The 24,096-nt window shown below is 38.1% G+C and carries 26 protein-coding genes, 20 tRNA genes and 1 pseudogene; 10 read left to right on the top strand and 37 right to left on the bottom strand.

The annotated features are described in order from the left end of the window. Positions 1–8 precede the first annotated feature (8 nt). Positions 9–932, top strand: coding sequence for a TIGR03943 family putative permease subunit (locus AN957_RS01860; RefSeq protein ID WP_053478197.1), 924 nt, complete (start codon positions 9–11; stop codon positions 930–932). Positions 933–996: 64 nt separating this feature from the next. On the opposite strand, the gene rpmG is transcribed toward AN957_RS01860, so the two are convergent. The 11 genes from rpmG to AN957_RS01805 all read right to left on the bottom strand — a co-directional run bounded on the left by rpmG (position 997) and on the right by AN957_RS01805 (position 9,439). After that, on the bottom strand, positions 997–1,146 hold the full coding sequence (rpmG, locus tag AN957_RS01855) for a 50S ribosomal protein L33 (protein WP_053478198.1): 150 nt from the start codon (positions 1,144–1,146) through the stop codon (positions 997–999). 16 nt (positions 1,147–1,162) lie between these two features. Further along, positions 1,163–2,353 carry a GTP-binding protein gene (locus AN957_RS01850; protein ID WP_053478199.1) on the bottom strand — a complete coding sequence of 397 codons (1,191 nt, stop codon included), beginning with the start codon at positions 2,351–2,353 and terminating at the stop codon, positions 1,163–1,165. Positions 2,354–2,673: 320 nt separating this feature from the next. Beyond that, entirely contained in the window at positions 2,674–3,321 is a 648-nt protein-coding gene (locus tag AN957_RS01845; RefSeq protein ID WP_053478200.1) for a PspA/IM30 family protein, read from the bottom strand. Between the two features lie 23 nt (positions 3,322–3,344). Beyond that, positions 3,345–3,686, bottom strand: coding sequence for a lmo0954 family membrane protein (locus AN957_RS01840; RefSeq protein ID WP_053478201.1), 342 nt, complete (start codon positions 3,684–3,686; stop codon positions 3,345–3,347). A gap of 268 nt (positions 3,687–3,954) precedes the next feature. Next, entirely contained in the window at positions 3,955–4,326 is a 372-nt protein-coding gene (locus tag AN957_RS01835; RefSeq protein ID WP_056681979.1) for a VOC family protein, read from the bottom strand. Further along, positions 4,323–5,357, bottom strand: a complete 1,035-nt coding sequence (locus AN957_RS01830) for an S-adenosylmethionine:tRNA ribosyltransferase-isomerase (RefSeq protein ID WP_245637753.1) — start codon at positions 5,355–5,357, stop codon at positions 4,323–4,325. Before AN957_RS01830 ends, AN957_RS01835 begins: the two co-directional genes overlap by 4 nt. Further along, positions 5,357–6,088, bottom strand: a complete 732-nt coding sequence (locus tag AN957_RS01825; RefSeq protein ID WP_053478204.1) for an SDR family oxidoreductase — start codon at positions 6,086–6,088, stop codon at positions 5,357–5,359. The genes AN957_RS01830 and AN957_RS01825 overlap by 1 nt, the downstream gene beginning before the upstream one ends. Before the next feature lie 180 nt (positions 6,089–6,268). Beyond that, the gene (locus AN957_RS01820; protein WP_056681976.1) at positions 6,269–6,727 is read right to left on the bottom strand and encodes a hypothetical protein; all 459 of its coding nucleotides are present in this window, start codon (positions 6,725–6,727) and stop codon (positions 6,269–6,271) included. A 149-nt stretch (positions 6,728–6,876) separates the two neighbouring features. After that, the gene (locus tag AN957_RS01815; RefSeq protein ID WP_053478223.1) at positions 6,877–7,578 is read right to left on the bottom strand and encodes a response regulator transcription factor; all 702 of its coding nucleotides are present in this window, start codon (positions 7,576–7,578) and stop codon (positions 6,877–6,879) included. 51 nt (positions 7,579–7,629) lie between these two features. Continuing rightward, a complete protein-coding gene (locus AN957_RS01810; RefSeq protein ID WP_053478206.1) occupies positions 7,630–8,550 on the bottom strand; it encodes a c-type cytochrome in 921 nt (306 codons plus the stop codon). Positions 8,551–8,746: 196 nt separating this feature from the next. Then, the gene (locus tag AN957_RS01805) at positions 8,747–9,439 is read right to left on the bottom strand and encodes an ArsR/SmtB family transcription factor (protein ID WP_053478207.1); all 693 of its coding nucleotides are present in this window, start codon (positions 9,437–9,439) and stop codon (positions 8,747–8,749) included. A 98-nt stretch (positions 9,440–9,537) separates the two neighbouring features. Between AN957_RS01805 and AN957_RS01800 the strand changes: the two genes are divergently transcribed. Then, positions 9,538–10,158: a flavin reductase family protein gene (locus AN957_RS01800; protein ID WP_053478208.1), complete on the top strand. Its 621-nt coding sequence runs from the start codon at positions 9,538–9,540 to the stop codon at positions 10,156–10,158. Positions 10,159–10,263: 105 nt separating this feature from the next. Here AN957_RS01800 and AN957_RS01795 read toward each other — a convergent pair whose 3' ends face one another. Both AN957_RS01795 and AN957_RS01790 read right to left on the bottom strand, forming a co-directional pair. Next, positions 10,264–11,085 (bottom strand): GNAT family N-acetyltransferase, encoded by an 822-nt coding sequence (locus AN957_RS01795; protein WP_053478209.1) that lies wholly within the window; start codon positions 11,083–11,085, stop codon positions 10,264–10,266. Positions 11,086–11,396: 311 nt separating this feature from the next. Continuing rightward, on the bottom strand, positions 11,397–11,768 hold the full coding sequence (locus AN957_RS01790) for a winged helix-turn-helix transcriptional regulator (protein WP_056681973.1): 372 nt from the start codon (positions 11,766–11,768) through the stop codon (positions 11,397–11,399). A gap of 204 nt (positions 11,769–11,972) precedes the next feature. Here AN957_RS01790 and AN957_RS01785 point away from each other — a divergent pair, with 204 nt between their 5' ends. After that, the gene (locus tag AN957_RS01785) at positions 11,973–13,166 is read left to right on the top strand and encodes an MFS transporter (RefSeq protein WP_053478211.1); all 1,194 of its coding nucleotides are present in this window, start codon (positions 11,973–11,975) and stop codon (positions 13,164–13,166) included. 25 nt (positions 13,167–13,191) lie between these two features. Further along, entirely contained in the window at positions 13,192–14,034 is an 843-nt protein-coding gene (locus AN957_RS01780; protein ID WP_053478224.1) for an aldo/keto reductase, read from the top strand. A gap of 217 nt (positions 14,035–14,251) precedes the next feature. On the opposite strand, the gene AN957_RS27490 is transcribed toward AN957_RS01780, so the two are convergent. Together AN957_RS27490 and AN957_RS01775 are read right to left on the bottom strand one after the other, a co-directional pair. Then, the gene (locus tag AN957_RS27490) at positions 14,252–14,419 is read right to left on the bottom strand and encodes a hypothetical protein (RefSeq protein ID WP_156319161.1); all 168 of its coding nucleotides are present in this window, start codon (positions 14,417–14,419) and stop codon (positions 14,252–14,254) included. 39 nt (positions 14,420–14,458) lie between these two features. Next, on the bottom strand, positions 14,459–14,737 hold the full coding sequence (locus tag AN957_RS01775) for a hypothetical protein (RefSeq protein ID WP_053478212.1): 279 nt from the start codon (positions 14,735–14,737) through the stop codon (positions 14,459–14,461). Between the two features lie 206 nt (positions 14,738–14,943). Here AN957_RS01775 and AN957_RS01770 point away from each other — a divergent pair, with 206 nt between their 5' ends. After that, positions 14,944–15,987: an ArsR/SmtB family transcription factor gene (locus AN957_RS01770; protein WP_053478213.1), complete on the top strand. Its 1,044-nt coding sequence runs from the start codon at positions 14,944–14,946 to the stop codon at positions 15,985–15,987. A gap of 22 nt (positions 15,988–16,009) precedes the next feature. Further along, positions 16,010–17,230 carry an MFS transporter gene (locus AN957_RS01765; protein WP_056681970.1) on the top strand — a complete coding sequence of 407 codons (1,221 nt, stop codon included), beginning with the start codon at positions 16,010–16,012 and terminating at the stop codon, positions 17,228–17,230. A 49-nt stretch (positions 17,231–17,279) separates the two neighbouring features. On the opposite strand, the gene AN957_RS01760 is transcribed toward AN957_RS01765, so the two are convergent. Next, entirely contained in the window at positions 17,280–17,717 is a 438-nt protein-coding gene (locus AN957_RS01760) for a MarR family winged helix-turn-helix transcriptional regulator (RefSeq protein ID WP_053478215.1), read from the bottom strand. Positions 17,718–17,906: 189 nt separating this feature from the next. Here AN957_RS01760 and AN957_RS01755 point away from each other — a divergent pair, with 189 nt between their 5' ends. From AN957_RS01755 to AN957_RS01745, 3 genes are read left to right on the top strand one after another with little or no spacing between them, the layout of a single operon-like run. Beyond that, positions 17,907–18,311: a CidA/LrgA family protein gene (locus AN957_RS01755; protein WP_053478216.1), complete on the top strand. Its 405-nt coding sequence runs from the start codon at positions 17,907–17,909 to the stop codon at positions 18,309–18,311. Beyond that, positions 18,281–18,973 carry an LrgB family protein gene (locus AN957_RS01750; protein ID WP_053478217.1) on the top strand — a complete coding sequence of 231 codons (693 nt, stop codon included), beginning with the start codon at positions 18,281–18,283 and terminating at the stop codon, positions 18,971–18,973. The genes AN957_RS01755 and AN957_RS01750 overlap by 31 nt, the downstream gene beginning before the upstream one ends. Positions 18,974–18,997: 24 nt before the next feature. Then, positions 18,998–19,903, top strand: a complete 906-nt coding sequence (locus AN957_RS01745; protein ID WP_053478218.1) for an aminoglycoside phosphotransferase family protein — start codon at positions 18,998–19,000, stop codon at positions 19,901–19,903. 23 nt (positions 19,904–19,926) lie between these two features. On the opposite strand, the gene AN957_RS01740 is transcribed toward AN957_RS01745, so the two are convergent. After that, a complete protein-coding gene (locus tag AN957_RS01740) occupies positions 19,927–20,670 on the bottom strand; it encodes an alpha/beta fold hydrolase (RefSeq protein ID WP_053478225.1) in 744 nt (247 codons plus the stop codon). A gap of 642 nt (positions 20,671–21,312) precedes the next feature. On the opposite strand from AN957_RS01740, the pseudogene AN957_RS28325 reads away from it, so the two are divergent. Further along, a pseudogene (locus AN957_RS28325) lies at positions 21,313–21,567 on the top strand (GNAT family N-acetyltransferase); the annotation flags it as partial. Between the two features lie 210 nt (positions 21,568–21,777). Here AN957_RS28325 and AN957_RS01735 read toward each other — a convergent pair. From AN957_RS01735 to AN957_RS01640, 20 genes are all read right to left on the bottom strand, one after another. Then, positions 21,778–21,851 (bottom strand) — tRNA-Arg (locus AN957_RS01735). 12 nt (positions 21,852–21,863) lie between these two features. Then, positions 21,864–21,954 (bottom strand) — tRNA-Ser (locus tag AN957_RS01730). Positions 21,955–21,965: 11 nt separating this feature from the next. Beyond that, positions 21,966–22,040 (bottom strand) — tRNA-Asn (locus tag AN957_RS01725). A 15-nt stretch (positions 22,041–22,055) separates the two neighbouring features. Continuing rightward, positions 22,056–22,132 (bottom strand) — tRNA-Ile (locus AN957_RS01720). A gap of 16 nt (positions 22,133–22,148) precedes the next feature. Further along, a tRNA-Gly gene (locus AN957_RS01715) sits at positions 22,149–22,222 on the bottom strand. A 10-nt stretch (positions 22,223–22,232) separates the two neighbouring features. Then, positions 22,233–22,306: transfer RNA gene (locus AN957_RS01710), tRNA-Cys, on the bottom strand. An 11-nt stretch (positions 22,307–22,317) separates the two neighbouring features. Beyond that, positions 22,318–22,392, bottom strand: a tRNA-Gln gene (locus tag AN957_RS01705). Between the two features lie 72 nt (positions 22,393–22,464). Further along, a tRNA-His gene (locus AN957_RS01700) sits at positions 22,465–22,540 on the bottom strand. Between the two features lie 17 nt (positions 22,541–22,557). Beyond that, a tRNA-Tyr gene (locus tag AN957_RS01695) sits at positions 22,558–22,641 on the bottom strand. Positions 22,642–22,675: 34 nt separating this feature from the next. Further along, positions 22,676–22,751, bottom strand: a tRNA-Phe gene (locus AN957_RS01690). A 46-nt stretch (positions 22,752–22,797) separates the two neighbouring features. After that, positions 22,798–22,874 (bottom strand) — tRNA-Asp (locus AN957_RS01685). Positions 22,875–22,877: 3 nt separating this feature from the next. Continuing rightward, positions 22,878–22,951: transfer RNA gene (locus tag AN957_RS01680), tRNA-Met, on the bottom strand. A gap of 164 nt (positions 22,952–23,115) precedes the next feature. Further along, positions 23,116–23,208: transfer RNA gene (locus AN957_RS01675), tRNA-Ser, on the bottom strand. 45 nt (positions 23,209–23,253) lie between these two features. Beyond that, a tRNA-Ala gene (locus AN957_RS01670) sits at positions 23,254–23,326 on the bottom strand. Positions 23,327–23,338: 12 nt separating this feature from the next. Continuing rightward, positions 23,339–23,415 (bottom strand) — tRNA-Pro (locus AN957_RS01665). Positions 23,416–23,421: 6 nt separating this feature from the next. After that, a tRNA-Arg gene (locus tag AN957_RS01660) sits at positions 23,422–23,498 on the bottom strand. A gap of 12 nt (positions 23,499–23,510) precedes the next feature. After that, positions 23,511–23,599: transfer RNA gene (locus tag AN957_RS01655), tRNA-Leu, on the bottom strand. Positions 23,600–23,606: 7 nt separating this feature from the next. After that, positions 23,607–23,681, bottom strand: a tRNA-Gly gene (locus tag AN957_RS01650). 11 nt (positions 23,682–23,692) lie between these two features. Then, positions 23,693–23,774 (bottom strand) — tRNA-Leu (locus AN957_RS01645). A 10-nt stretch (positions 23,775–23,784) separates the two neighbouring features. Next, positions 23,785–23,860: transfer RNA gene (locus AN957_RS01640), tRNA-Lys, on the bottom strand. Positions 23,861–24,096: the final 236 nt, after the last annotated feature.

Raw genomic sequence — 24,096 nt, 5'->3', positions numbered from 1 at the left:
GAGAAAAAGTGAAATTCAATTTTCAGCAGGCTGCAAGAGCACTCATATTGTTTGCTTTTTCTGCCATGCTTTTCAAGATGCATTATACTGGGGACTTAACTAAATATATTAATCCAAAGTACGAATCATTAAGTCAATCTGCCTCTATTCTATTTTTGATTTTGTTTTTCATTCAATTAACGCGAATTTGGACAGTTAAAGAGCAAGGTCATCATTGTCATCATGCTGATCATGCCTGTACCCATGATCACGGAGATTCCACTTTTAGTATAAAAAAACTCCTCTCATATGGGATTTTAATATTCCCGCTGATTACTGGATTCCTCTTGCCACCCAAAGTGCTTGATGCATCAATTGTAGATAAAAAAGGGGGTATGGCTATCCTGTCAAATCAAAAACAATCTGCTCAGAAAAATGAGGGGACAAATTCCGATCCAGCTGAACAAGCTGATCCTTCTGAACCACTTGAACATTCTATCGACCAATCAAACCTTGATTTTCCTGAAGAAGTCTCCCAAGATGAGTATGACAAGCTAATCCAAAAGCTTGAACAAAGCACTAACATTGAGATGAATGACTATGTATTTTCTCCTTACTACGAAGAAATCAGCTTTGATGTCAACCGGTATAAAGGAAGAAACATTACTTTAACAGGCTTTGTATACAAAGAAGAGGGCTTTGAACAAAATCAGCTTGTGTTATCGAGGTTTTTAATTACCCACTGTGTTGCAGATGCAAGTATTATTGGCTTTCTTTCTGAGTTCTCTGAAGCTGCCTCCGTTGAGGAAGACACGTGGATAGAAGCAACTGGTGTTTTAGACGTAACGACTTATGGCGGAAATGAATTGCCTATTATTAAAATTACCCATTGGAAGAAAATTAGTGAACCAGCAAAACCCTACCTGTATCCTGTTAATATTAAAATTTTATAAACAATACTCTTTCTTTTTGAAAAGGTATAAGCACTTAACGAATGAAGTGCTTATACCTTTTTTGCTATTTTGTTTCGCGGTGTAAAGTATGTCTCTTTAAACGCGGACAATATTTTTTCAACTCAATACGGTCAGGATTTGTCCGCTTATTTTTTGTCGTAATATAGTTTCTATCTCCTGTTTCAGTACAAGCTAATGTAATTTTCACTCTCATTGTTCTTTCCTCCTATTTATTCTGTTTCTTCTATTACAAACGGTGGTAGCGGGTCTTTGAATGTTGACCAATCCGCTAAGAGCTCTTCCTCTGTTAGCAGACATTTCTTTAAGGATTCTTCAATTTCATCCCGGTCCATATCAATCCCTATTAAAACAAGCTCAGTTAGGCGATCTCCATATACGTCATCCCACTTCTCCAGCAGTTCAGGTTCTTCGATTAATACTTGTTTCCTTTCCTCTTCTGGATAGGCTGCTATCCACTCACCAACACCTTGCAGGATAATGGAAGGGCCAGCTTGCGAGAGAAGTGCTGCTATATTATTTCGTGTGGCTATCCATATAAAGCCTTTTGCACGAACAACATCAACTGGCCAATCCTCTAGCCATTTCATCAGCCGCTCTGGATGGAATGGCAGTCTCCGTCTAAATACAAACGAGGAAATGCCATACTCCTCTGTCTCTGGGATATGTTCATTATTCAGTTCCTTGATCCAGCCTGCACTTTGGCTTGCTTTATCAAAATCAAATAATTTCGTATCCAAAACACAATTGAGCGGAAGCTGAGCATGATCCGTTTCGATTATACGTGCTTCAGGATTTAGCTTCTGCAGAACCGCTTTTAATTCACGAATATCCTCATGTTCTACCAAGTCGATTTTATTTAACAAAATCACGTTAGCAAATTCAATTTGGTCTATCAGTAAATCAACAACCTCTCTCGTATCTGCTTCATCTGTCGCTTCCTTGCGATCTAACAAGCTTTCACCAGAAGAGAAGTCATTCCAGAAACGATTGGCATCCACAACAGTGGCCATCGTATCCAGTCTGCATAATGATGATAAATCAATTCCTAAATTCTCATCCACATATGTGAAGGTTTGCGCCACAGGAACTGGTTCACTAATACCTGTTGATTCGATCACGATGTAATCAATGTCACCTAATGATGCTAGCTTTTCTACCTCTTTAATCAAGTCCTCCCTAAGGGTGCAGCAAATACAGCCATTTTGCATTTCTACAAGCTTCTCCTCTGTTCTTGAAAATCCGCCTTGTTTGACTAAAGAAGCATCGATGTTAATTTCACTCATATCGTTAACAATAACAGCAACTTTCTTTTCTTCTTTATTTTGCAAAATGTGGTTGAGTAAAGTTGTTTTACCCGAACCTAAGTAACCACTCAATACTGTTACAGGTATTTTTCTCATTAAATTCATTCTCCTTAATCAAAATGATTACGATTTATATAATAAAAAAATTAATCTATTGAATCTCCTTTAATACAACAAACCAACAGATAACCGTCCTTTTTCACCCCCACATTTAAAAATTTTAAATAGCTTCACAATTTCCCTATGATACAAATCGTAATAATTACGATTTACCCTTTGTTACAATACCATCTCTTTTTCGAAAAAACAAGAGTAATTATTAAATAACCCACCCTATTTTATAAAAAAAGTCAAAGGAATCAAGTTCCTTTGACTCTTATCATAGTAAATTCCATTTCCTTTCTTAGACCATTAGATTAAGAATGAAGTTTACCTTCACTCATTTTCATCTCATTTTCCAATTGCGCTATCTTCGCATCAATGGAGCTGCTGTGAAAAGCTCTGTTTACTTGATCCTCTAAACGATCAAGATAGCCTTCTATTGCTTGAAATCGAGAATATGGCTTATCGGAGTTAGAAGTTGAATCCAATACTTTGTTAATTTGGTGATTGGCTCGTGTGATATTTTCACGTCCCATTAACTCCATCCTGCGAATATACATGTCTTTAAGCTTACGCTTCATTTCTTCATATTTTCCTTCTAATTCTTCAAGCTGTCTTAAGATGTGATTCAGAGAAACTCTTAGGCGTTCGGCACGGTCTGAATAATGCTGATACTCTGCTGAGGCAAATTGATAGAGCTCTGTTTCCCCTGCTTTTGAAGCAATCTCTGACTGATGCTTCCTTTTTTCGGCAAGCTCTGCTGCTTCTACTAGCTCTCTTTCAAACTCATCCTTGAGCTGATATTGACGATCGACAAGCTTTTTTACCTTTTCTGTTTCTTGTTCACATTCATGAAGAAATTGATTAAGCAACGTAATCGGATTTTGATTTTCTTTTCTTTCCAGCACTTCGTTTAAATCAGCTTTTATTGTATTTTTAATTTTTGTAAGTAAATTCGTCATGACTCACTCTCTCCTTCATTCAATTATTTGTTGATGTCATTCCATTGCTTTTCAAAATTAACAAATGGGTCTGTTTCTTTAACAACCACCTGTTTGTTTTCATTCCATTTTTTATAAACTAGGTACAGGACGTATGCTGCCACAACTCCTATGATCGCAGGTGCATTATGAATAGAAGCCATCAGAATAAAGAAACCGACCACCCCTAACCCAATTTTCCCTCCTGTTGAATCTGTCTTCAAAAATTGTTTAAAGATGAAATATAGAAGCGCAATACTTACTAGGAACCCAATCATAGGACCAATCGTAGAAAGTAATATCATCGCTGAAATTCCGCCGATTAATAACAAACCAAATTTTTTCATTTTGTTTTCTCCTTCCTTTATCTTGATTTCATCTTACCTTTATTTTTGAATTCTCATAACGAGCTTGCGCTTTATTTTCAACTAAGTCCCGAGACTTAGTGAGGGTCAGCCCCCAAAATACGAATTGTAAAATAAAATGTATTTTTCCAATATTTATTAAAAAGACATATAACTTTAAACAACTTATTTATAGTAGAATAAGAATCGCATGGGTATTTATACCGATTTAATAAAAACTGCACCTCCAAACAATTGGGGTGCAGTTCACTCAGGTAAGGTTTTTAATTTTAGTTACTTGAATCAATTCGATTATCTCACGATCGGGTCCCTCATAAAATACAGTGACCCACCCATTTCTTATGCTATAAGGTCCTTCCGATGGATAAAGTCCTTCTCTTTTCAGCTTTCTATTCCAACCCTCTATATCCTCCACTTGCCACGCTATATGAATAGAATGTAATCGTACTGGATTTTCCTCTGACTCAATTAGTTCAATTTGGACATTCCCATTCCGAAGAAAAACAATTTTTTCATCCTGAAACGTTAAATATTTCTCAAAGGAAAAACCAAACATTCGTTTATAGAACTGGATGGAATCATTTAAATTACTTACTAGAATTCCAGCATGATGCCACTTCATTTTCTCTCATCCATCGGCAGGATTAAATTCATATCTCCAAATTCATGCCATAGATACCCATCAGCTAATGCCTTTTTGTATGCCTTCATTAATAAACCTTTATCAATAAAAGCAGAAAGCAAATCTAAATGGCTTGCTTCTGGCTCGTGAAAGCCTGTAATTAAACCATCAACAGCCTTCAAAGGGTACCCTTTTTGAATATACAAACTTGTAATCCCTTCCTGTGGCTCCACATTTCCATCTGTATTGACCGCTGTTTCAAGTGCCCTTACAACAGTCGTTCCAACCGCAATTACTCGCCCATTATTTTTCCTTGTTTTATTAATCAATTCTGCTGTTTTTACTGGAACACAAAATTCCTCAAGATGTTTATTAGGGTTTGGCCAGCGATCATTGCCGTAATAACTTAAGCCAGCATGCAGCTGTATATAGGCAATGTTTACACCTTTTCCCTTCAGCATATTTAACAATCTCCAAGTAAATGCTCTTCCGGCCGATGGCATTTCTACAGATCCCGGAACAGAAGCATAGACGGTTTGATACATTTCTATTGGCCAAGGAGTTTCAATATATTCGTAATGGAGCGGCTCCCCGTATTGATAGAAGATTTCTAATAAATCTAATCCGCTCTTTGAAAAGGAAAGGACGATTAAAGGTGCCTCTGTTCCTAGCCCAGTAATAGTTGCTGTTAGTCCTCCAGGTAAATCAATCTTTTCTCCAACAGTGATAACTCCGCCAACGATAAGGGCTTCCCATTCTCTATCCGATAATTTTCTGGATAAGCGAATTTCAATCGTTTGCTTTCCTCTTTTTCCTTTTAATACTGCCGGAATGGTTCGACTATTATTTAAGACTAGTAAATCTCCCTCTACTAGATACGAATCCAATTTGTTAAAAAAATTATGGGAACAATCTCCTGTCACTGTATCTAAAGTCATCAAACGGACATGATCCCTCTGGATCCCTCGATATTCTGCTGGCATACGTGCATTTAAATATTCAGGCACTTGGAATGAACGTGCGGTACTCATCATTGTTCATCCCTCTTTCCTTGTAAAAAAGATTGTGCCTCAAACCGTTTTCCATTTAATTCAATCGAGTCATCTAATGCAAGGGTAACAAATATCTTGGCCACTTCATTAGGATCCTCTAGTTCATAATCGCATTCTGGGACAGCAACTTTATGCATTTCTGTATCCATTTCCCCTGGGTCCACCATGCTGACAGTGACTCCTGTGTCTTGTAGCTCATCCGCCCAAGTTTGTGTTAAACCTTCTACTGCAAATTTAGAGATGCCATATGCACCCCATTCTGCAAATCCTGTTCTGCCAGCTTCAGAGGTCAAATTGAAAATTCTCCCTTTGTTTCGAATCAACATACCTGGCAATACTCGCTTTGTAACGAGGAAAGGATTCACTGTATTGACCCGAAGCACTTCAGCAAAATCATGTTCCGGGTAATCAGATAATAGCGCTGGTCCGGGTCCAAATATAGAAGCATTATTAATTAATACATCGACACGTCCAAAGCCCTCTTCTACTATAGATACGAAGCGGTTTACATCCCTTATGTCAGAGACATCTGCTTCAACGGCAATCACTTCTGCTCCAAGTGCCAGTACCTCTTTCTCTATTTTGCGGAGCATCATTTCTCCTCTTGCACAAATAGCTAGCCGTACCCCTTCTTTAGCCAATGCTAATACTAATGCTCTTCCAAGACCTTTTGATGCGCCCGTAATCATTACAACCGGTTTTTTATCCATTAGAATCTCTCGCTTTCTATATTGTTCTTAACTTTATTTTAGAAAGAAAGCGTTCGCGAAGCATCGGAAGCGAGATGGAATACGGTTACTCAATTATGATGATAAACTTCTACTACTTTTGAATGAGAATTCATTTAGGACGCATAAAAAACGAAGACAAATTGGCTCCAATTTCCATCACTATTTCTTTTCAATCACTTGTATCCATTTATAATAACCTATTAATATAAGTAGTAATATCGGGTCAAACACTGCAGAATACTCCAACCTCCACCAGCCATATTCAAAATAGCCCCACGGAGGCGGAAGCTGGACAATACTTTCATAAAGTAATATGACTCCTACCCATATAGCCAAGTATAAGCATTTTTTCATAAAGGAACGTTTAAAAGGAAACCAGTTTAAAAATAGGATATTAACAGGAGGGACTAATATTGTGTAGGCAGGAAAGGCTTCCCAATCAATTCCTTTCGTTATATACCAATAGCCATGATATTTTAAATCGATAAAAATATCAAAAGTTAATTGGAATGAAATCGTGAAGAACCAGATGTGGACCATTTGATTCATAGTCAGATTCTTCTTTACAAAAAAAACGATCGTATTGATTGCTATAACAGAAAGGATTAATCCAATCATTCCAGCCCTCCTTGCCTGTTGTCCATTTATGATTTTGCATCTAACTTATATTAATAGTATTACCGATTGAACTATTGGTTTATGCTGACATTTATAAGACTAAAAAAAACGAAGATGTTACATATATAACATCTCCGTTCTCCCATTTCTTAAAAATCGATATTAAATTTATAACCTAAGCCACGTATAGACACAATATAAGGATAGTCCGAAAATCCAGCGATTTTCTCCCTGAGATTTTTAATATGGACGTCCACTGTCCTTTCGTTTATAACCTTTTCATTTTTCTTATATAATTCATTAATAATTTGTTCCCTTGATAATATCTGATCTGGATGTGTCATAAAAAGATACAAAAGCCGATACTCAAAATGGGTTAATTGAATTTCATAATCATGAAATTTTACGATCCCCTTTATCGGCTTGATTGTCAGTCCTTTAAAGCTTAGCTTGCTGCAGCGGTTAACGGTTCTTCTCAAGACAGTCTCTATTCTTATCAATAGCTCTTCAGAGTTTAGCGGTTTCACAATATAGTCATCTGCACCCATCTTCAGCCCTTGTATTTTGTCTTGGTCAGCACCTTTCGATGATTGTATGATAATAGGAACATTGTTAGAATTCTGGTTGCGAACCCAAGTACAAAAGTCTAACCCATTCATATCAGGAAGTTCTGTTTCAAGCAGGACGAAACAGGGGTCATACTTTAAAAATTTCATTTTGGCTTCTTCTCCATTCTCGGCCTCTATAATCTCAAAGCCATTTTTGGATAAATACCAATTAAGCTCAACCCGGTTTTCTTCGCTCTCATCAATAAGAAGAATCGTCTTTCCTCTCAGCTTCCCATCTTCCATAACAATCACCACATTTCTCTTATACAGTAAAACTAGCTTTATATTAAACTTCTATTTATCAGATTTCTTCTTGCCCGCTAAAGTTTCATAGGCTGCATCATCTGGTGCATCTCCATTCGGCCAGTCATGAATTTTGTTTGGAAAGTCTGGACGCTCCATTGAATTGATGTATGCTGCGATATTCATCGCTTGTTCTTCTGTAAGAGAACCTGCCTCATAATCACCTACGGGCGCCTTTGGCATATACTTTTGAATGTAGCCAGCAGCTGTTCGAACTCTAGCCATCCCGGCACCAATATTGTATGAGTTATCTCCCCAAAGTGCAAGTCCTGTTGCTCCGCCAGCACCATCTTCCCCATGACAAGTGATACATGCTTGCTGATAAAGTTCTCTTCCTTCATCTACATTCACTTTTGATAAATCGCCTTCTGCCTTTTTAAGCTTAGCCCACGGACGATCAGTCGTACCTTCTGGAACATTTGTTGAAATATAATTATAATATGCAACCATTGCCTTCATTTCTTCTCCCTCTTTAGGAAGGGGCTTTCCATTCATACTTCTTATAAAGCATCCGTTAATTCGATCCTCTATACTTACTTCTCGTCCGGCACGAGGATTATATTGTGGATATGTTTTTGAGATTCCAACTAAATCCAGAGAATCACCAACTCCTCCATTCGCATGGCAGCTGGCACAACTTAATGTATTGCCGACATACCCGTCTAAAACACTGCTTGTTTCATTATGATATTTTTGTCCTAGCTTAATTAATTCGCCTTCTTCCCCTTCTGGCACCTCTTCCATACTTGGCGGAGCATATGGATGAGTCTTTTCTTCTACTTTTGGTTCAGAACTCGCCAATTCCGTCTTTGCTGGCTTATCCTTTACATAAATATAAAGATACGTAAAGCCGGCTATCATCGTAACAATGATGGCCATTATTGGTAAGAACATCGGATTTTTAACTTTCATATTCATTCTCCTTTCGACTGCTGTTCATTTGGCATTTACTATGATTGAAATCACAAGTAAATTGTCTAAAAGGAGTGTTAAGAGTTGGTTAATTTGTCGTGAGCGTTTCGTGAACTTTGCAGTGAAAGGTATAGATTTCATATATTCTTCATATTTCAGAGCAGACTATATTTTATGCTTACTCAGAAAAATTCTGCTATATACTAACTTCTATAGAAAAGGTTTCCTTCAATCCTTTTTCACCTTTAGATGTAACTTTAATTGCTCTTGTTTTTGGTAAACGTTCTACCCAGTTTAATTCTAATAACCTTTCTAAAAGGGCATTTCCAAGTGCTCCAGCAAGGTGGTGCCGCCTTTCACTCCAATCCAGGCATTTGTGTGAAAATGAACGCCTCTTTGTCCCAACCTTTTTGAGATCAATTTGAAAATCAGCAAGGAACTCCTTTCCCTTTTCTGTAACTGTGAATTCTTTCGGTCCCTCATAAAGAATGCCTTCTTGAATAAGAGCATCTGTCAATTGCACGCCAAGTCCCCCTGCAAGATGGTCATAACAAGTCCTCGCTAAGCGTATGGCCTTATCTTCAGAAGCTTGTTTGAATGATTTAATTTCAATTGGCGGTGCAATTAATAGCAAGGATTCCATAACCTGAGCAACATCTTGATCTTGAATGCCATAATAGCGATGTCTTCCATGCTTCTCTACTGCCACTATATTTGCGCTGACCATTTTTGTTAAATGAAAGCTTGCTGTTTGTGGTTTAATTCCAGCCATATATGCTAATTCACTTACCGGATGATATCTGCCATCCATTAGGACAGTTAATATTGCTGCACGTGAAGGTTCACTAACAAGACTAGCAATAATCGCTACATTGGGATTTGCATTCACATAACCCCCTCCTTCTCATTGTATTCCATATTTCGATGGAGATTAGAATATTACTATTTTACAATAAATAAGAACATATAAGTAGGAGGAGAATAAAAATGGAAACTGCCTATCAAGCACTAAACATAGAAAGAATTCAGCCTAGCATTCTATACTATGGAACTCCCGTAATCTTATTAAATACACTAAATGAGGATGATTCCGTAAATATTAGCCCTATATCATCATCGTGGGCATTAGGGGATTGCATCATTTTGGGCATTGGTCTTGGAGGAAAAGCCATCGAAAATTTAGAACGACATCCTGAATGTGTAATCAACATTCCAAGTCCTTCATTATGGAGAAATGTTGAATCATTAGCACACTACACCGGAAAGAATCCCGTTCCCGAATTTAAGAAAAAAGTAGGGTTTGAGTATGGGAAAGATAAGTATGCCATTAGTGGATTATCACCAATTGAATCTAAGACTGTGAAACCTTCTCGAATTATGGAATGTCCTTTACAAATTGAAGCAGCAGTGAATAACATTCGGATTCCCGAGCATACCCCTGATTTTGCCATTGTGGAGACAAAGGCAATACACATACATGCTCATAAAGATATTATTATTGGAGAAAATCATATTGATCCAAACAAGTGGAGTCCAATTATATATAATTTCCGTCATTATTTTAGCCTTAGTCATCAGCTGGGAAAAACATTTAGAGCGGAGATATAGTATTTGTTTAAAATAAAGGGGAAAGTCACCCTATCCCTAAAAATAGAGGGTAAGGTGACTTTCTTTTCCCATAAAGGAGTACTTTTATAAATGATAAAACCATATTTATTCCTTTTTATAATAATCCTGTGCATGATAGGCTTTAAATCCACAAGACTCATATAATTTTAATGCGTGCGCATTCTTTGCTTCTACTTCTAGAAAAATCGAAAATCCATTCTTATCTTCATTTAAAATGACGTTTGTTAACGCTTTTCGTCCAATGCCTTTGCCTTGATATTCAGGGAAAATAGCAAATCCGTAAATCCAAGCTTCTCCATTTAGATGAGAGATCCGCATTTTGCCAGAAGAAATCCCATTCGCTTCAATGATATAAAATTGATCCGTATTTTCCCGCTTGATTCTTTCATTATATTCTCGTGCATCCTCTTCTTCAAAGTTGAAGCACTGGACATCTAATTGGACTTCTGTTTCAAAATCATCGGGACTTGATAACCTTAATACCACATCCTCTTTATAAGAGAGTTCCGTTTCTTCCCATTTCATCTGATGCTCTGAAAATGCATAAGAACATGGAATGGATTGCAGAAAGCCTTTTCCAGATTCAGAATTGGATGGAGCATTCAAGAGAATATGCGAAGTTCCCCGTTCCTTCAACACATTTTCTGCCTTGCGATAAAGCTTAGTAAATATGCCTTTTCTCCGATAATCTGGTGCAACCATCCCACAAGCTTCCACTTTATTTCCAAACCCGTACAAACCTAGAAAACCAACTAACTTTCCATCTTCATAATGAAAAAAGTCATTTCCTTCATTTTCCTCACGTGATTGGAGCATATCCCAATTCAATTTCAATTCGAAGGGTTCACCCTTCTCACAAACATACTGTAGTTCCTTAATATCTGTTAACTGTTTCGCTGTCAGCATTCTTTACCTCCCTAAATTAAGCGATAGTAACTTATTCTTTATTTCTAGCATAAAATCCTTTTTATGAGTTTGTTGACATTGTTTGGGCAATTGCTAAGGAAAATAGAAATTAAAACAGCCGATTTTACCTTTAAGGAATCGGCTGTTTTATCTGTCTTACATTTATTGTCCGGTAATTTGGATCCGTTCTGAGTGAATCGGAAGAAAGTAGGTGACAAATCAGACCTATCATTTCCTCCAAATGAAAAATAGATGAAAAGAGTTGCGAATAAAACTAAATCATAACCGGAAAACTCAAACTCCTAATCCTTTCATTTAAGCTGTTCATTCAACACACTATCTTCTAAAACCGAAAATTTATCTCCATATACTCTCGTTAAATGTGTTTCACCCCATGCACATAGTAGATTAAGGATCCCTTCTAAGCTTCGTCCATATTCACTGAGTTCGTATTCTACTTTTGGTGGAACTTGATTGTACACGATTCGATTGATGATACCATCTTCTTCTAGCTCGCGCAGCTGTTGGGTGAGCATTTTTTGTGTGATAGTTGGCATGAGCCGCTTTAATTCGCTAGTTCGTTTTTTTCCGTGAGTTAGATGGCAGAGAATCACACACTTCCACTTTCCACCAATGACTTCTAATGTCGCTTCAACAGAAATATTGTATTTCTTTTTTTGCATTCTTGTCCTCCTCCTTACAGGCACCAAAAAGTACCTATATTACTTTTTGGTTTCTATATAACTTTAAAGTACGTACTTTTCTTTATGTCCTATATATCTCATAATAACATTTGCTGGCCGATTCATTCTATACTTTCTTTCAAAATATATTATTCGCCGAAAAGAAAGTTTCCATTTGTATAACAGAAAAAAGGAGGAAATAATATGGCTTTAAGTAAAAAGCAAAGCACGTTCGCGTTGCTTGCTTTAGCAGTTAGTGCCTTTGCAATCGGAACGACTGAATTCATCAGTGTCGGGTTGCTTCCGCTTATTGCAAATGATTTAAGTATTCCGGTTACCACGGCAGGATTAACTGTCTCTTTATATGCTTTAGGGGTAACGTTTGGAGCTCCTATTTTGACATCTTTGACATCGAGAATGTCACGCAAGTCATTATTACTTTGGATTATGATTGTCTTTATTATTGGTAATACTCTTGCCGCAATCTCTACAACAATTGGGCTCTTGCTAGTGGCACGTGTGATTTCAGCATTTTCACATGGGGTCTTCATGTCAATAGGATCGACAATAGCTGCCGATTTAGTTCCGGAAAATCGCAGAGCTAGTGCGATATCAATTATGTTTACAGGTCTTACAGTAGCTACGGTAACTGGTGTACCATTTGGAACCTTTATTGGTCAACAGCTAGGCTGGAGAACAGCTTTTATAACCATTGTTATCATTGGTGTCATTGCCTTTATTGCAAATAGCATTCTTGTTCCATCTAATTTACGAAAAGGAGTAAAAACTACCTTTCGTGATCAGCTTAAGCTTGTGAAAAATGGCCGGCTATTGCTTTTATTCATCATTACAGCATTAGGATATGGCGGAACATTTGTCGTATTTACATTCTTATCCCCATTGCTTCAAGACATCACGGGGTTTAAAGAAGGAACCGTGGCTGTCATTTTATTAGTTTATGGAATTGCGATTGCGATTGGGAATATGATTGGAGGGAAGTTATCGAATCAAAATCCAATTGGTGCATTGTTCTATATGTTTATTGTACAGGCAGTTGTCTTATTTATTCTGATGTATACAGCACCATTTAAAATTGCTGGTTTAATAACGATTCTATTGATGGGTCTGTTAGCATTTATGAATGTCCCGGGCTTACAAGTATATGTTGTCATGCTGGCTGAGCGCTTTGTCCCTAGTGCGGTTGATGTAGCATCAGCTATAAATATTGCTGCATTTAATGCCGGGATTGCGATTGGCTCCTATTTAGGCGGTCTCATTACAGACTCGATAGGGCTCATCCAGACATCTTGGATTGGAGCACTTATGGTTTTAACGGCTGCAGTCTTAACTGGATTTAGCAGAGCATTAGAACGAAAAGATCAAGTAAGTAAAATATAATAAAATTTTGGAGGGTTTAAAGATGATGGTTAAAAATTTACAAGATACAACAACTTTGCATAATGGTGTGAAAATGCCTTGGTTTGGAATTGGAGTTTTTAAAGTCGAAGAGGGTCCTGAATTAGTGAACGCGGTAAAAATAGCGATTAAACATGGATATCGCAGTGTGGATACAGCAGCGATTTATGAGAATGAAAAAGGTGTTGGCAAAGGGATCCAAGAAGGTTTAAAAGATGCAAGCATATCAAGAGAAGAGCTATTTGTTACTTCAAAGGTTTGGAACGCGGATTTAGGATATGAATCAACAATTGCTGCTTATGAAGCAAGCTTAAAGAAACTTGGCTTAGAGTATTTAGATTTATATTTGATTCATTGGCCGGTTGCAGGAAAATATAAGGATGCTTGGAGAGCGTTAGAAACTCTTTATAAAGAAGGCCGAGTAAAAGCAATTGGTGTAAGTAATTTTCAAATTCATTATTTAGAAGACTTAATGAAGGATGCTGAAATCAAGCCGATGATCAATCAAGTAGAATGCCATCCACGATTAACTCAAAAAGAGCTGAAAGCATTTTGTGAAGACAACGGCATTCAGCTAGAAGCATGGTCACCATTAATGCAAGGTCAGTTACTAGATAACGAAGTTTTACAGGAAATTGCGAACAATCATAATAAATCTGTCGCCCAAATTATTTTGCGTTGGGACTTGCAAAACGGGGTTGTTACCATTCCAAAATCAACAAAAGAGCATCGTATTGTTGAAAATGCGAATGTATTTGACTTTGAATTGACGAAAGAAGAAATGGAAATCGTTGATGGATTAAATCAAAATCTTCGTGTAGGGCCAGATCCAGATAACTTTGATTTTTAATTTAAAAGAACTCGGACTCCGAGTTCACAGAGTGTAGAGAAAGAGTATTTTTTCTCTACACTTTTTTAATGATTGTCTTCAAATTGATTTCTTCTCCTTTAATTATTTTTTATAATATAGAGGTTTACTCCCGTATAACTAGTTGACATATTTGTATTATTCGAAGATAAAAAAGCCTGGAGACACCCCCAAGCCTTCAATAGTTCATATTCTCTTATTATTTAGATTCCGTATCTTGCTTCGGATCTGGCTGTTTTCCCTTCTCTTTTAACTCTTTATTCGTATCCATACTCTCCATTACTTTTCCATTTTCCTTCATTTCCTTGAAATTCTGTACCATCGTGCCGTTCATTGGTTTCAGAGTCTCTTTCATCTCTCTCTTCATTACACTCACCTCAAGTTATTATTTGATTTGATGAAAAGATTACTGAACTTTTTCATTAAAAAATTGAACAGAATATTGAGCTCCTTCACTTACCATATTATTATCCTCGATATCCCACGGATGTGGGTGTCCCCCTTTTTCAATTGGGAGATTTTCACTTTTATCAAAAGGAGTCGGCTTTACCTTTCGTTTCCAATCCCTTAGCACATCTTTAGCAAGGATTCGGTTTGGTTTAGACGATAACCATATGGCTGCCGCTGATGCTCCTACCCCTATACCTACTACCGTTAATGATTTTACAAGTGAAGCTTGTTTCATAATAAGTCCTCCTCGTCTATTATGTTTTAAGCTTTCTTAATGAATCATTCTATCTATTTCTCTACTAGATGTATTCCCTATTTCTATCAAATTAAACATTTTTCTTTTCACATGATTTCAAATGCATAATATTTATTTTATAAATATTGAATATATTATTCTATAATTATAGAATATAGAGAAATAAAATAAATGAGGTGCTATATTTGGATATTTTAAATCTTACAGGCAGAAAGAGAGAAACTTACCAAATTCAGCTAGAATACTCCCTTTTGTGGGAATGTGCATTAGGGATCGCAGCCATTACCAATACACCGCTTATTAAAACGTTAGATAAACCTCCCGCGTATTGGACTGATATTAGAAATTCTGCACCAAAAGAGTTATTGCAGCATTTAGACTTTGTCGAGAAGAATAATACGTGGAAAGCGCTACTCCAACTGCTGCATAAAAAGCCATTCATCCAGCTATCCGAATTTACAACGTATATAGAAGATCTCCCGAATATAGATTTAAAGTTTATTTGTTTGCCATTTATAGGCACCCACTATCAAGAAATCAGGCACAGTGCAGCAATCGGTGTGCAAACTGCAATGAAAGAAATGCAGCGCTTAACGAACGAACATCCTTATTTGCCTCACTATATAGCATTTATTTGTCAAGTAGATGGAAATCTCCTGAAAGAACATCTTATCTATGTCATGACAGGCTGGTACGGAACAGTTATAAATAATTGGCCTGAAAAGCTTTTGGCTATTTTACAAACGGATTATGAAGCGAAGAAATTAATGGCAGAAAAAATGGAATCTGAAGAATTCGTAGAATGGGCAACTGGCGGGGTTACTTATATACCAGAACCAAGCATACATACAGTCATTTTAATTCCACAATATATATACCGCCCATGGAATATCGAAGCAGATATAGAAGGAGCAAAGGTTTTCTATTATCCCATAGCCAATGAAAGTATCTCTCCCAATGATAAATACACACCTAATCACTTTTTTGTTCTTAAACATAAGGCATTAGGAGATGAGGTTCGAATGCGAATTATCAAAATGCTTAATGAGCATGACCGTACCTTACAGGAGCTTACTTCACAATTGAATATTGGAAAATCTACGATCCACCATCACCTTAAGATTCTTAGAGCAGCTAAACTAGTAGAAACGTTCCAATCCAAATATTCACTTAAAAGAAACGCACTCGAAGGATTAGCAAAAGAGTTAGATCTGTATTTAAATCAATGATAAGGCTATAGGTGGGAGATATATGAGGAACAGTATTTTTAAAAATCGATCGTTTGTATTTGTATGGATTGGAAATGCAATCTCTGAATTTGGCGGTGCTTTTGGGACCTTTTGCAATTCAATTCTTATTTATCAGCTTACTGGTTCCACAATGGCACTTGGGAGTATGTGGCTATTATATTTTCTCCCGTCCCTTATTCTCCAATTATTCATTGGTCCCTTTATCGATCGCTGGAGTCGAAAATGGATTATGGTCTTTTCTCAATGGGCTAGGGGGGGAATTTTTCTCATTCCGCTTGTTTCCTTACTAACAGGAACTCTCGAACCCTGGCATATTTTCGCAGTCCAAATCTTCGTAGGCTTGATTACGCCCGTATACACACCAGCGAATCAGGCAATCATCCCTTTCATTGTGGCAAAAGAACAGCTAAATACAGCTAATGCCTATTTAGATGGAACCGTAAGACTGATGACTTTTATGGCTCCAATTGCTGGAGGAGTAGTGGTGGAATACTTTGGTGTAAAACTAACTCTTTTCTTTGTAAGTGGGTTCCTTCTGGCAAGCGGTACACTATTACTATTTATAAAAGAGGAAAAGACCTCTCAAAATGAGCGAAAAACTTGGTTACAGCAATTTACTGAAGGAATATCCTACTTTTTCAAGCAGCCTATCATAGTTTGGCTAGGAATCTTTCTTGCTTTTATTCAATTTGGAGTGGGCGCTGCCATGGTCATCAATCTTCCCTACATAACTACTGAGTTATCAGGTACCTATGCAGAATATGGTTATTTTATGGCAAGCTTCCCTCTTGGTTATGTAATCGGATCTATGTTAATCGGGAAAATCAAATACAAAAGCCGGCGAGTGATCATGCTAGGATCACTGGTTATAGGCGGATTTACTTATCTATTCCTTGCCATTAATCATAGTATGTATGTTGCATATATGACAGAGGCTATTGCCGGTATTGCCATGGCAATTTTCGGAGTACATAATATATCCATCTTTCAGCAAATAATACCAAACCATTTAATGGGGAAGGTCATTTCTGTAAGGCTTTTTATTATTCGTGGTGCAATGCCTTTAGGGGTAGCCGCAGGCAGCGTATTAAGTGAGCTATGGGGGATAAGGCCATTATATCTATTAATAGGATCACTCATTTGTTGTGTCTCTTTAATAGGTATCTTTTTCCCATATTTTAAATTTATTGATAATCCAATAAAAAAGGAGATGGCTTCATAATAAGAAGCTCTATAAACAAGCTGCCGTAATTGGCAGCTTTCTAATGAATCTAATCAATCAATGCTTCATTCATACGCTCAAGAAGTTCACCAAATATCTCTTTCTCTTTATTTGACCAGTTGTCTAACATTGCATGATAGCGCTCAATTCTCATTTTTTTGTCTATTATTAATTTTTCCCTGCCTATATCCGTAAGTCTAAATAAACTCACCCTTCCATCCGTTGGATCTGAAAAACGCGAAATATATCCTTTTGCTTCAATAGCAGATGCTTGTCTAGAAAGAGTTGATATATCTAAATTAAAGGTTTCAGCCAAAGCTTTTAATCGAGATGGACCAAATTCATCTAGATGCCTTAATAATAAATAGACAGATCTCTCTAAATGCCCAATTTTTTTATCGGAAATATCTAAATAAACAGCTCGTCGGATTAATGTAGTAAGTTCATATTCTATACGTTCAACTGCTTTTTGGTTTTCTTTTTGCAATGGATTCCCCTCCGCTTATATTTTATACAATTTAATTGATGATTGACAAATCGGCATTTACTTGTATAATACAAACATATACTTGTATCTTACAAGTATATGTTTGTAAAGTAAAGGTCTTAATTATCATCATCACGATTTCACATGAAAAAGGAGGCAGCTGTTCTTTATTTAAAGAACAGCAGTATTATGAAGGGACTACAAATTATCTACCAAATTGCAATCTTATATGCTTTCACATGGATTGGAAATGTTTTTCATCATATTTTCCCTATCCCTATTCCAGGAAGTATTATTGGTCTAATTCTATTACTTATTTGTTTATCACTTAAAATTATTCCATTGAAGATCATAGAGAATGGAGCAAACTTTTTATTAGCCTATCTGCCATTATTATTTATTCCTGCCATGATCGGAATTATGAATTACCCGTCACTATTCTCTATCAGCGGAGCGATCTTATGTTTGATCGGCATTGTTAGCACTATTGTGACCATGCTGGTGTCAGGAACAGCCAGCCAATTTTTAGAAAAGAAGACACTAAAACGAAAGGATAATAAAAAATGCAGCAGTCACTTATCGCAATCATTATAATTCTTGGAACTGTTGTTGTTTACTTAGCAATGGCGAAAATCTATGCAAGGCTTCCCTATCCGATTTTAATTCCCGTCCTTACTGCAACAACGCTCATCATTCTGCTTCTATTACTTACTAATATTTCGTATGATGAGTATATGATTGGCGGTAAGTGGATTAATTCTTTATTAGGACCAGCAGTTGTTGCATTGGCCTATCCACTTTATAAAAACCGCCACATATTAATAAGCTACATCTATCCAATTATCGTTGGTGTTCTAATTGGATTGTTTTCCGGTATGATCAGCGGAGTCTTAATTGCAAAGGTTTTTGGAATAAATCGTGACTTAATTCTATCCATAATTCCAAAGTCAATTACTACACCTGTAGCCATTCAGATTGCTACAGATTTGGGTGTTGAGCCTTCTATGACAATGGTATTTGTCATGATTGCCGGTTTTTCTGGTGTTATTCTAGGGCCATTATTTTTAAAATGGAGCCGCATTAATAGCTCTATTGGCAGAGGGATTGCCTTTGGAAGTGCATCACATGCGCTCGGCACCTCGAAGGCATTTGAATATGGCGAACTGACAGCGTCCATCAGCTCTGTTTCTATGACATTATGTGCTGTTCTTGGGTCCATATTTGGACCCATTGTTGCATGGGCTTTTCATATTTAGAATCTCTGAAAAAGGAGACATTAAATGAGGCAATTACCGAACAAATTTGTACAAACAATCAAGTCTGTCCACAAAGAGAACGGTGAACAATGGCTGAAGCGTTTTAATAAGCTCATTGAGGAATGTGAGGAGCGCTGGGACATCCAGATCATGCCTCCATTCCCTTTGTCTTATAATTTCGTTGCGCCTGCTGTGCAAAAGGATGGGAAAGAAGTCGTTGTTAAGCTTGTCATTCCTGGTGAGGAATTCAATGCAGAGGTTTACACGATACAGCAATTTAACGGTCGTGGAATGGTGGGGATCATTGATGTGGATCTCAAAAAAGGAATTCTCATTCTTGAACGACTAACTCCAGGAAAAATGTTAGCATCCATAGAAGATGATGAAGCAGCGACACGTATTGCTTCAAGAGTCATGAAAGCATTGTGGGTTCCAGCATCGGATACTCTGCAAATTCCTACTAGTGAAGATAGGGAAAAAGCTTTATTAAACATATTGATAGAAAACCCTGAAGGAATTGGTCCCATTACAAAAGAGACGCTTCAGGAAGCAGCTAAAACATTTACAGCATTGAATAGATCAATAGAAAAGCCATACTTGCTTCATGGCGATCTTCATCATTACAATATATTGAATGCTGGCAGCGATTCATGGGCAGCCATTGACCCTAAAGGATTAATTGGTGATAGAGAATATGATGTCATTCAATTTTTATTGAATCGGCTGCCTGCAGAAAATTTGTCAGCTTTGATTGACAAGCGTATAGCCCTTTTAGCAGAGGAATTAGATCTCGATACTCATAGAATTTATTCATGGGGATTTGCCCATTCCGTTTTAGCCACATGTTGGTCTATTGAAGACCATGGGAATTATGATGAAGCTTTTTTTCATTCGATACAATACTTTTGGGACCATCGCCGACCTATTTAAGGGATCGGGTAAGATGGTCCTTTTTAATGACTCCGATTAATAAGCTTTCCTTCCTTTGGAATCCTCCCTTCAGCAATCCAGTCTTTAATGATTTGATTGAAAAAGGCCGGATTTGCGAGAGACAGTCCATGTCCTATATTTGGGATAATCATGCCTATACAATTTGGATTCCTCTGCACAATATCGATTGCTGACTTCTTCATTACGGCTTTCTCTTTTTCACCTACAGTAACCAATATCTGCGCCCTTGCTTCATGGAAATGATCGGGTATCTCAAATGACATATTTTCCTCTAGTATTCGAATCAAAGTATCAGATTTCATTTGACAGGTTTCTTTATAATAGATTTCAAAATTATCCTTCCCAATATAAAGTGTTCTTGCCTGAATTCTTGAAAATGACTGATTTTTGATAAGGGGAAATGTAAGTTTAATAGAGGGGCTGATCCACTTTTTCACCCAAAGCATAGGCCTTACTAGCGCACTATTGATCATTGCATAATCGATTAATTCTGGTTTCATGCTTAACATTTGAATGGTTACCTGAGCGCCTAATGAAAATCCAATTACAATCACTTGCTTTCCATCTGCTTTTTCTTGAACTAATTCAATTAGTTTTTCAGCAGAGTTTTTTATCGAAAAGTACGTTCCATCATCGCTCTTCCCTTGCTCAGGCAAATCTGGGACAATGCAATGATAATGCATGAAGAATTGAACCTGCTTATCCCACATCCAGCCGGTCACTCCTCCGCCATGCAAAAAAAGCATTAATGCGGCTTTTTTATCTCCGTATTCTTTATAATGCAATCGTTAGATCCTCCTTTAAGTACAGAATAAGTACGTTTGTACAATTCCAGGGTTTGCTACTTGTTTTTCTATTGCCTTTCCAGCCCATTTTTTTAGTTTTTCATCGTATACTCCTGCTTTTTTTAATAAAGGGGTTACTTACTATTTCTACTATATTTCAAATCATCCTTCTTTTTATGGCCTAGATATGTGAAAAGGGACATGGTGACTTTTCACCTTGTCCCTTTTCAACCCCTAATTTTCTGATGTGTATTTGATTTTAATCTTTTTATCCTGTTCAGGGGCTCGGATCGAATCAAAGCGCAAGTATAGTTTTTTAGGGTCTGCAAAGTAATGGCTTTCCAAATAGATAATTCGCTCATTCTCACTTATCCATGTATCCCGAACTGTATTCCTATTCCAGAATTCTCCTTTTTCATCCTCCAGCCTAAGCCGGAAAAGTCCTGACGAGGCGATTGAAGCCTGGAATAATATTAAAAGACTTTCTGGGAGTAATAAATATATTTCCTTATAAAAAGTAGTTGTGTGAAAAAAAAGAAACACGGAGGGATGTATATGGATAAGATTGTTTATACGATTCAGCCCCCTGATAATTTTTAGGGATTGTTGAAAATATATGAATCATTAGGTTGGAATTCTCTAAAATTAACTTTCAATGATTTAGAGAAAATGTGTAAACAAAGCTGGTTTGCAGTGTACGCTTTTGATGAAAAACAGTTAGTTAGGATAGGATAAGTTATTTCTGATGGTGTTATTACTGCCATTATATGTGGAGTTTGTGTAATGCCTGGTTATCAGTCCATGAGAATTATAAAACAGATTGTGACGGGGCCACATTGTAGTTTGGGTTATATAATTCTTCTTCGATTGCAGCATCGATCTCAAATCAATGAATAATTTCAGTGAATGTTGCTGTAAGAGTGAATCGGCCGCACATTGATTGCTAACACCTCAATGATCTATTTTGAAATATTGTACCAAATTAACAGGCAGCAAAAAAGGATAGCTAACCATACTAATGCACTATGGTCAGCTATCCTTTTACTTATTATTTGAATTACTTTTTTACGCGCCTTAGAGGATTCGAACCTCTGACCGTACGCTTAGAAGGCGTATGCTCTATCCAGCTGAGCTAAAGGCGCATGATATATGTATGGCGGAGAAGGAGGGATTTGAACCCTCGCGCCGGTTACCCGACCTACACCCTTAGCAGGGGCGCCTCTTCAGCCTCTTGAGTACTTCCCCAATTATAAAAATGGCTCCGCAGGTAGGACTCGAACCTACGACCGATCGGTTAACAGCCGATAGCTCTACCACTGAGCTACTGCGGAATAATAAATCATTTATGGTGGGCCTAAATGGACTCGAACCATCGACCTCACGCTTATCAGGCGTGCGCTCTAACCAGCTGAGCTATAGGCCCATTATATTATAAATAATGGAGCGGGTGAAGGGAATCGAACCCTCGACAACAGCTTGGAAGGCTGTGGTTTTACCACTAAACTACACCCGCATATTAAAATTGGAGGCAGCAACCGGATTTGAACCGGTGATAAAGGTTTTGCAGACCTCTGCCTTACCACTTGGCTATGCCGCCTTAAAAAATAATGGCTGGGCTAGCTGGATTCGAACCAACGCATGTCGCAGTCAAAGTGCGATGCCTTACCGCTTGGCTATAGCCCATTGAAATTTCATCATCAATTACATCATTGAAAAAACTACATGATCTAACCAATTCTACATAAATTACACAAATGGGGCGGCTGATGGGAATCGAACCCACGAATGTCGGAACCACAATCCGATGCGTTAACCACTTCGCCACAACCGCCATATTTAGAATGAAAATGGTGGAGGGGGGCAGATTCGAACTGCCGAACCCGAAGGAGCGGATTTACAGTCCGCCGCGTTTAGCCACTTCGCTACCCCTCCATATTGAATGAAGGTTAAAAAAGGATAAAAAAAATGGTGGCTCAGGACGGAATCGAACCGCCGACACAAGGATTTTCAGTCCTTTGCTCTACCGACTGAGCTACTGAGCCACACAATAAACTATATATTAACAGTAGGTCCCTACTGGAAAAAATATGGCGGTCCGGACGGGACTCGAACCCGCGACCTCCTGCGTGACAGGCAGGCATTCTAACCAACTGAACTACCGGACCATATTGCGGGGACAGGATTTGAACCTGCGACCTTCGGGTTATGAGCCCGACGAGCTACCGAACTGCTCCACCCCGCGATAGTAATACTATAAATTTTTAATTATGCTATTATCTTACAGTTAAAATAACCGCCCCGATTTCGGGAAGATTATTCAAGCAGCAGCTCAATCGGTGCGCTGAAGTAATTCCTTCGAAGCGTTTTCGATCGTGCTCCACCCCGCGATAGTAATATTAAATTAAATGGAGGAGGAAAGGGGATTCGAACCCCTGCGCGGTTTGACCCGCCTGTCGGTTTTCAAGACCGATCCCTTCAGCCGGACTTGGGTATTCCTCCGAAAAAATAAACAAAGCAGCTAAAATAGAACTGCCTATTTGAAGTAAGTGCCTAGCGGGATCGAACCGCTGACCTCCTGCGTGCAAGGCAGGCGCTCTCCCAGCTGAGCTAAGGCCCCATAAAATATGAATGGTCGGGAAGACAGGATTCGAACCTGCGACCCCTTGGTCCCAAACCAAGTGCTCTACCAAGCTGAGCTACTTCCCGTTTTTATGGCGCGCCCGAAAGGAGTCGAACCCATAACCTTCTGATCCGTAGTCAGACGCTCTATCCAATTGAGCTACGGGCGCTATTTTTTAAAGTGGTGCCGAGGACCGGAATCGAACCGGTACGGTAGTCACCTACCGCAGGATTTTAAGTCCTGTGCGTCTGCCAGTTCCGCCACCCCGGCAAATAATTGGAGCGGAAGACGGGATTCGAACCCGCGACCCCCACCTTGGCAAGGTGGTGTTCTACCACTGAACTACTTCCGCAAATAAAATGATGCGGGTGAAGGGAGTCGAACCCCCACGCCTTGCGGCGCTAGATCCTAAGTCTAGTGCGTCTGCCAGTTCCGCCACACCCGCATTATTTAAATGGTGAGCCATGAAGGACTCGAACCTTCGACCCTCTGATTAAAAGTCAGATGCTCTACCGACTGAGCTAATGGCTCCAAAACGAAATTTTATTTCCTAATCTTTGATATCAGTCCTAATTGTGTTCCAAATCCCTGCGTGATTTGTCACAGATTGCTACAACTTGCTATTCAAGGATGAATGCTTCGACCTGCAAGTCTCCGCAATCCTCTACCGACTGAGCTAATGGATCTTTTTAGGAAACATGCCGGCCAGAGGACTTGAACCCCCAACCTACTGATTACAAGTCAGTTGCTCTACCAATTGAGCTAGG

The organism is Cytobacillus solani, from assembly GCF_001420595.1.
Classification (GTDB): domain Bacteria; phylum Bacillota; class Bacilli; order Bacillales; family Cytobacillaceae; genus Cytobacillus; species Cytobacillus solani.
Note: the sequence above shows the minus strand (reverse complement) of the source record. Positions and strands in the feature narration are given on the sequence as shown.

Coding starts and splice junctions, on each gene's coding strand:
- AN957_RS01835 (WP_056681979.1), bottom strand. CDS start 4,326: ATGAAGTGGCATCATGCTGGAATTCTAGTAAGTAATTTAAATGATTCC.
- AN957_RS01750 (WP_053478217.1), top strand. CDS start 18,281: ATGCAGCAGTCACTTATCGCAATCATTATAATTCTTGGAACTGTTGTT.
- AN957_RS01755 (WP_053478216.1), top strand. CDS start 17,907: ATGAAGGGACTACAAATTATCTACCAAATTGCAATCTTATATGCTTTC.
- AN957_RS01795 (WP_053478209.1), bottom strand. CDS start 11,085: ATGCTGACAGCGAAACAGTTAACAGATATTAAGGAACTACAGTATGTT.
- AN957_RS01830 (WP_245637753.1), bottom strand. CDS start 5,357: ATGAGTACCGCACGTTCATTCCAAGTGCCTGAATATTTAAATGCACGT.
- AN957_RS01820 (WP_056681976.1), bottom strand. CDS start 6,727: ATGATTGGATTAATCCTTTCTGTTATAGCAATCAATACGATCGTTTTT.
- AN957_RS01850 (WP_053478199.1), bottom strand. CDS start 2,353: ATGAGAAAAATACCTGTAACAGTATTGAGTGGTTACTTAGGTTCGGGT.
- AN957_RS01785 (WP_053478211.1), top strand. CDS start 11,973: ATGGCTTTAAGTAAAAAGCAAAGCACGTTCGCGTTGCTTGCTTTAGCA.
- AN957_RS01790 (WP_056681973.1), bottom strand. CDS start 11,768: ATGCAAAAAAAGAAATACAATATTTCTGTTGAAGCGACATTAGAAGTC.
- AN957_RS01740 (WP_053478225.1), bottom strand. CDS start 20,670: ATGCTTTTTTTGCATGGCGGAGGAGTGACCGGCTGGATGTGGGATAAG.
- AN957_RS01825 (WP_053478204.1), bottom strand. CDS start 6,088: ATGGATAAAAAACCGGTTGTAATGATTACGGGCGCATCAAAAGGTCTT.
- AN957_RS01780 (WP_053478224.1), top strand. CDS start 13,192: ATGGTTAAAAATTTACAAGATACAACAACTTTGCATAATGGTGTGAAA.
- AN957_RS01810 (WP_053478206.1), bottom strand. CDS start 8,550: ATGAAAGTTAAAAATCCGATGTTCTTACCAATAATGGCCATCATTGTT.
- AN957_RS01800 (WP_053478208.1), top strand. CDS start 9,538: ATGGAAACTGCCTATCAAGCACTAAACATAGAAAGAATTCAGCCTAGC.
- AN957_RS01745 (WP_053478218.1), top strand. CDS start 18,998: ATGAGGCAATTACCGAACAAATTTGTACAAACAATCAAGTCTGTCCAC.
- AN957_RS01815 (WP_053478223.1), bottom strand. CDS start 7,578: ATGGAAGATGGGAAGCTGAGAGGAAAGACGATTCTTCTTATTGATGAG.
- AN957_RS01775 (WP_053478212.1), bottom strand. CDS start 14,737: ATGAAACAAGCTTCACTTGTAAAATCATTAACGGTAGTAGGTATAGGG.
- AN957_RS01845 (WP_053478200.1), bottom strand. CDS start 3,321: ATGACGAATTTACTTACAAAAATTAAAAATACAATAAAAGCTGATTTA.
- AN957_RS01840 (WP_053478201.1), bottom strand. CDS start 3,686: ATGAAAAAATTTGGTTTGTTATTAATCGGCGGAATTTCAGCGATGATA.
- rpmG (WP_053478198.1), bottom strand. CDS start 1,146: ATGAGAGTGAAAATTACATTAGCTTGTACTGAAACAGGAGATAGAAAC.
- AN957_RS01765 (WP_056681970.1), top strand. CDS start 16,010: ATGAGGAACAGTATTTTTAAAAATCGATCGTTTGTATTTGTATGGATT.
- AN957_RS27490 (WP_156319161.1), bottom strand. CDS start 14,419: ATGAAGAGAGAGATGAAAGAGACTCTGAAACCAATGAACGGCACGATG.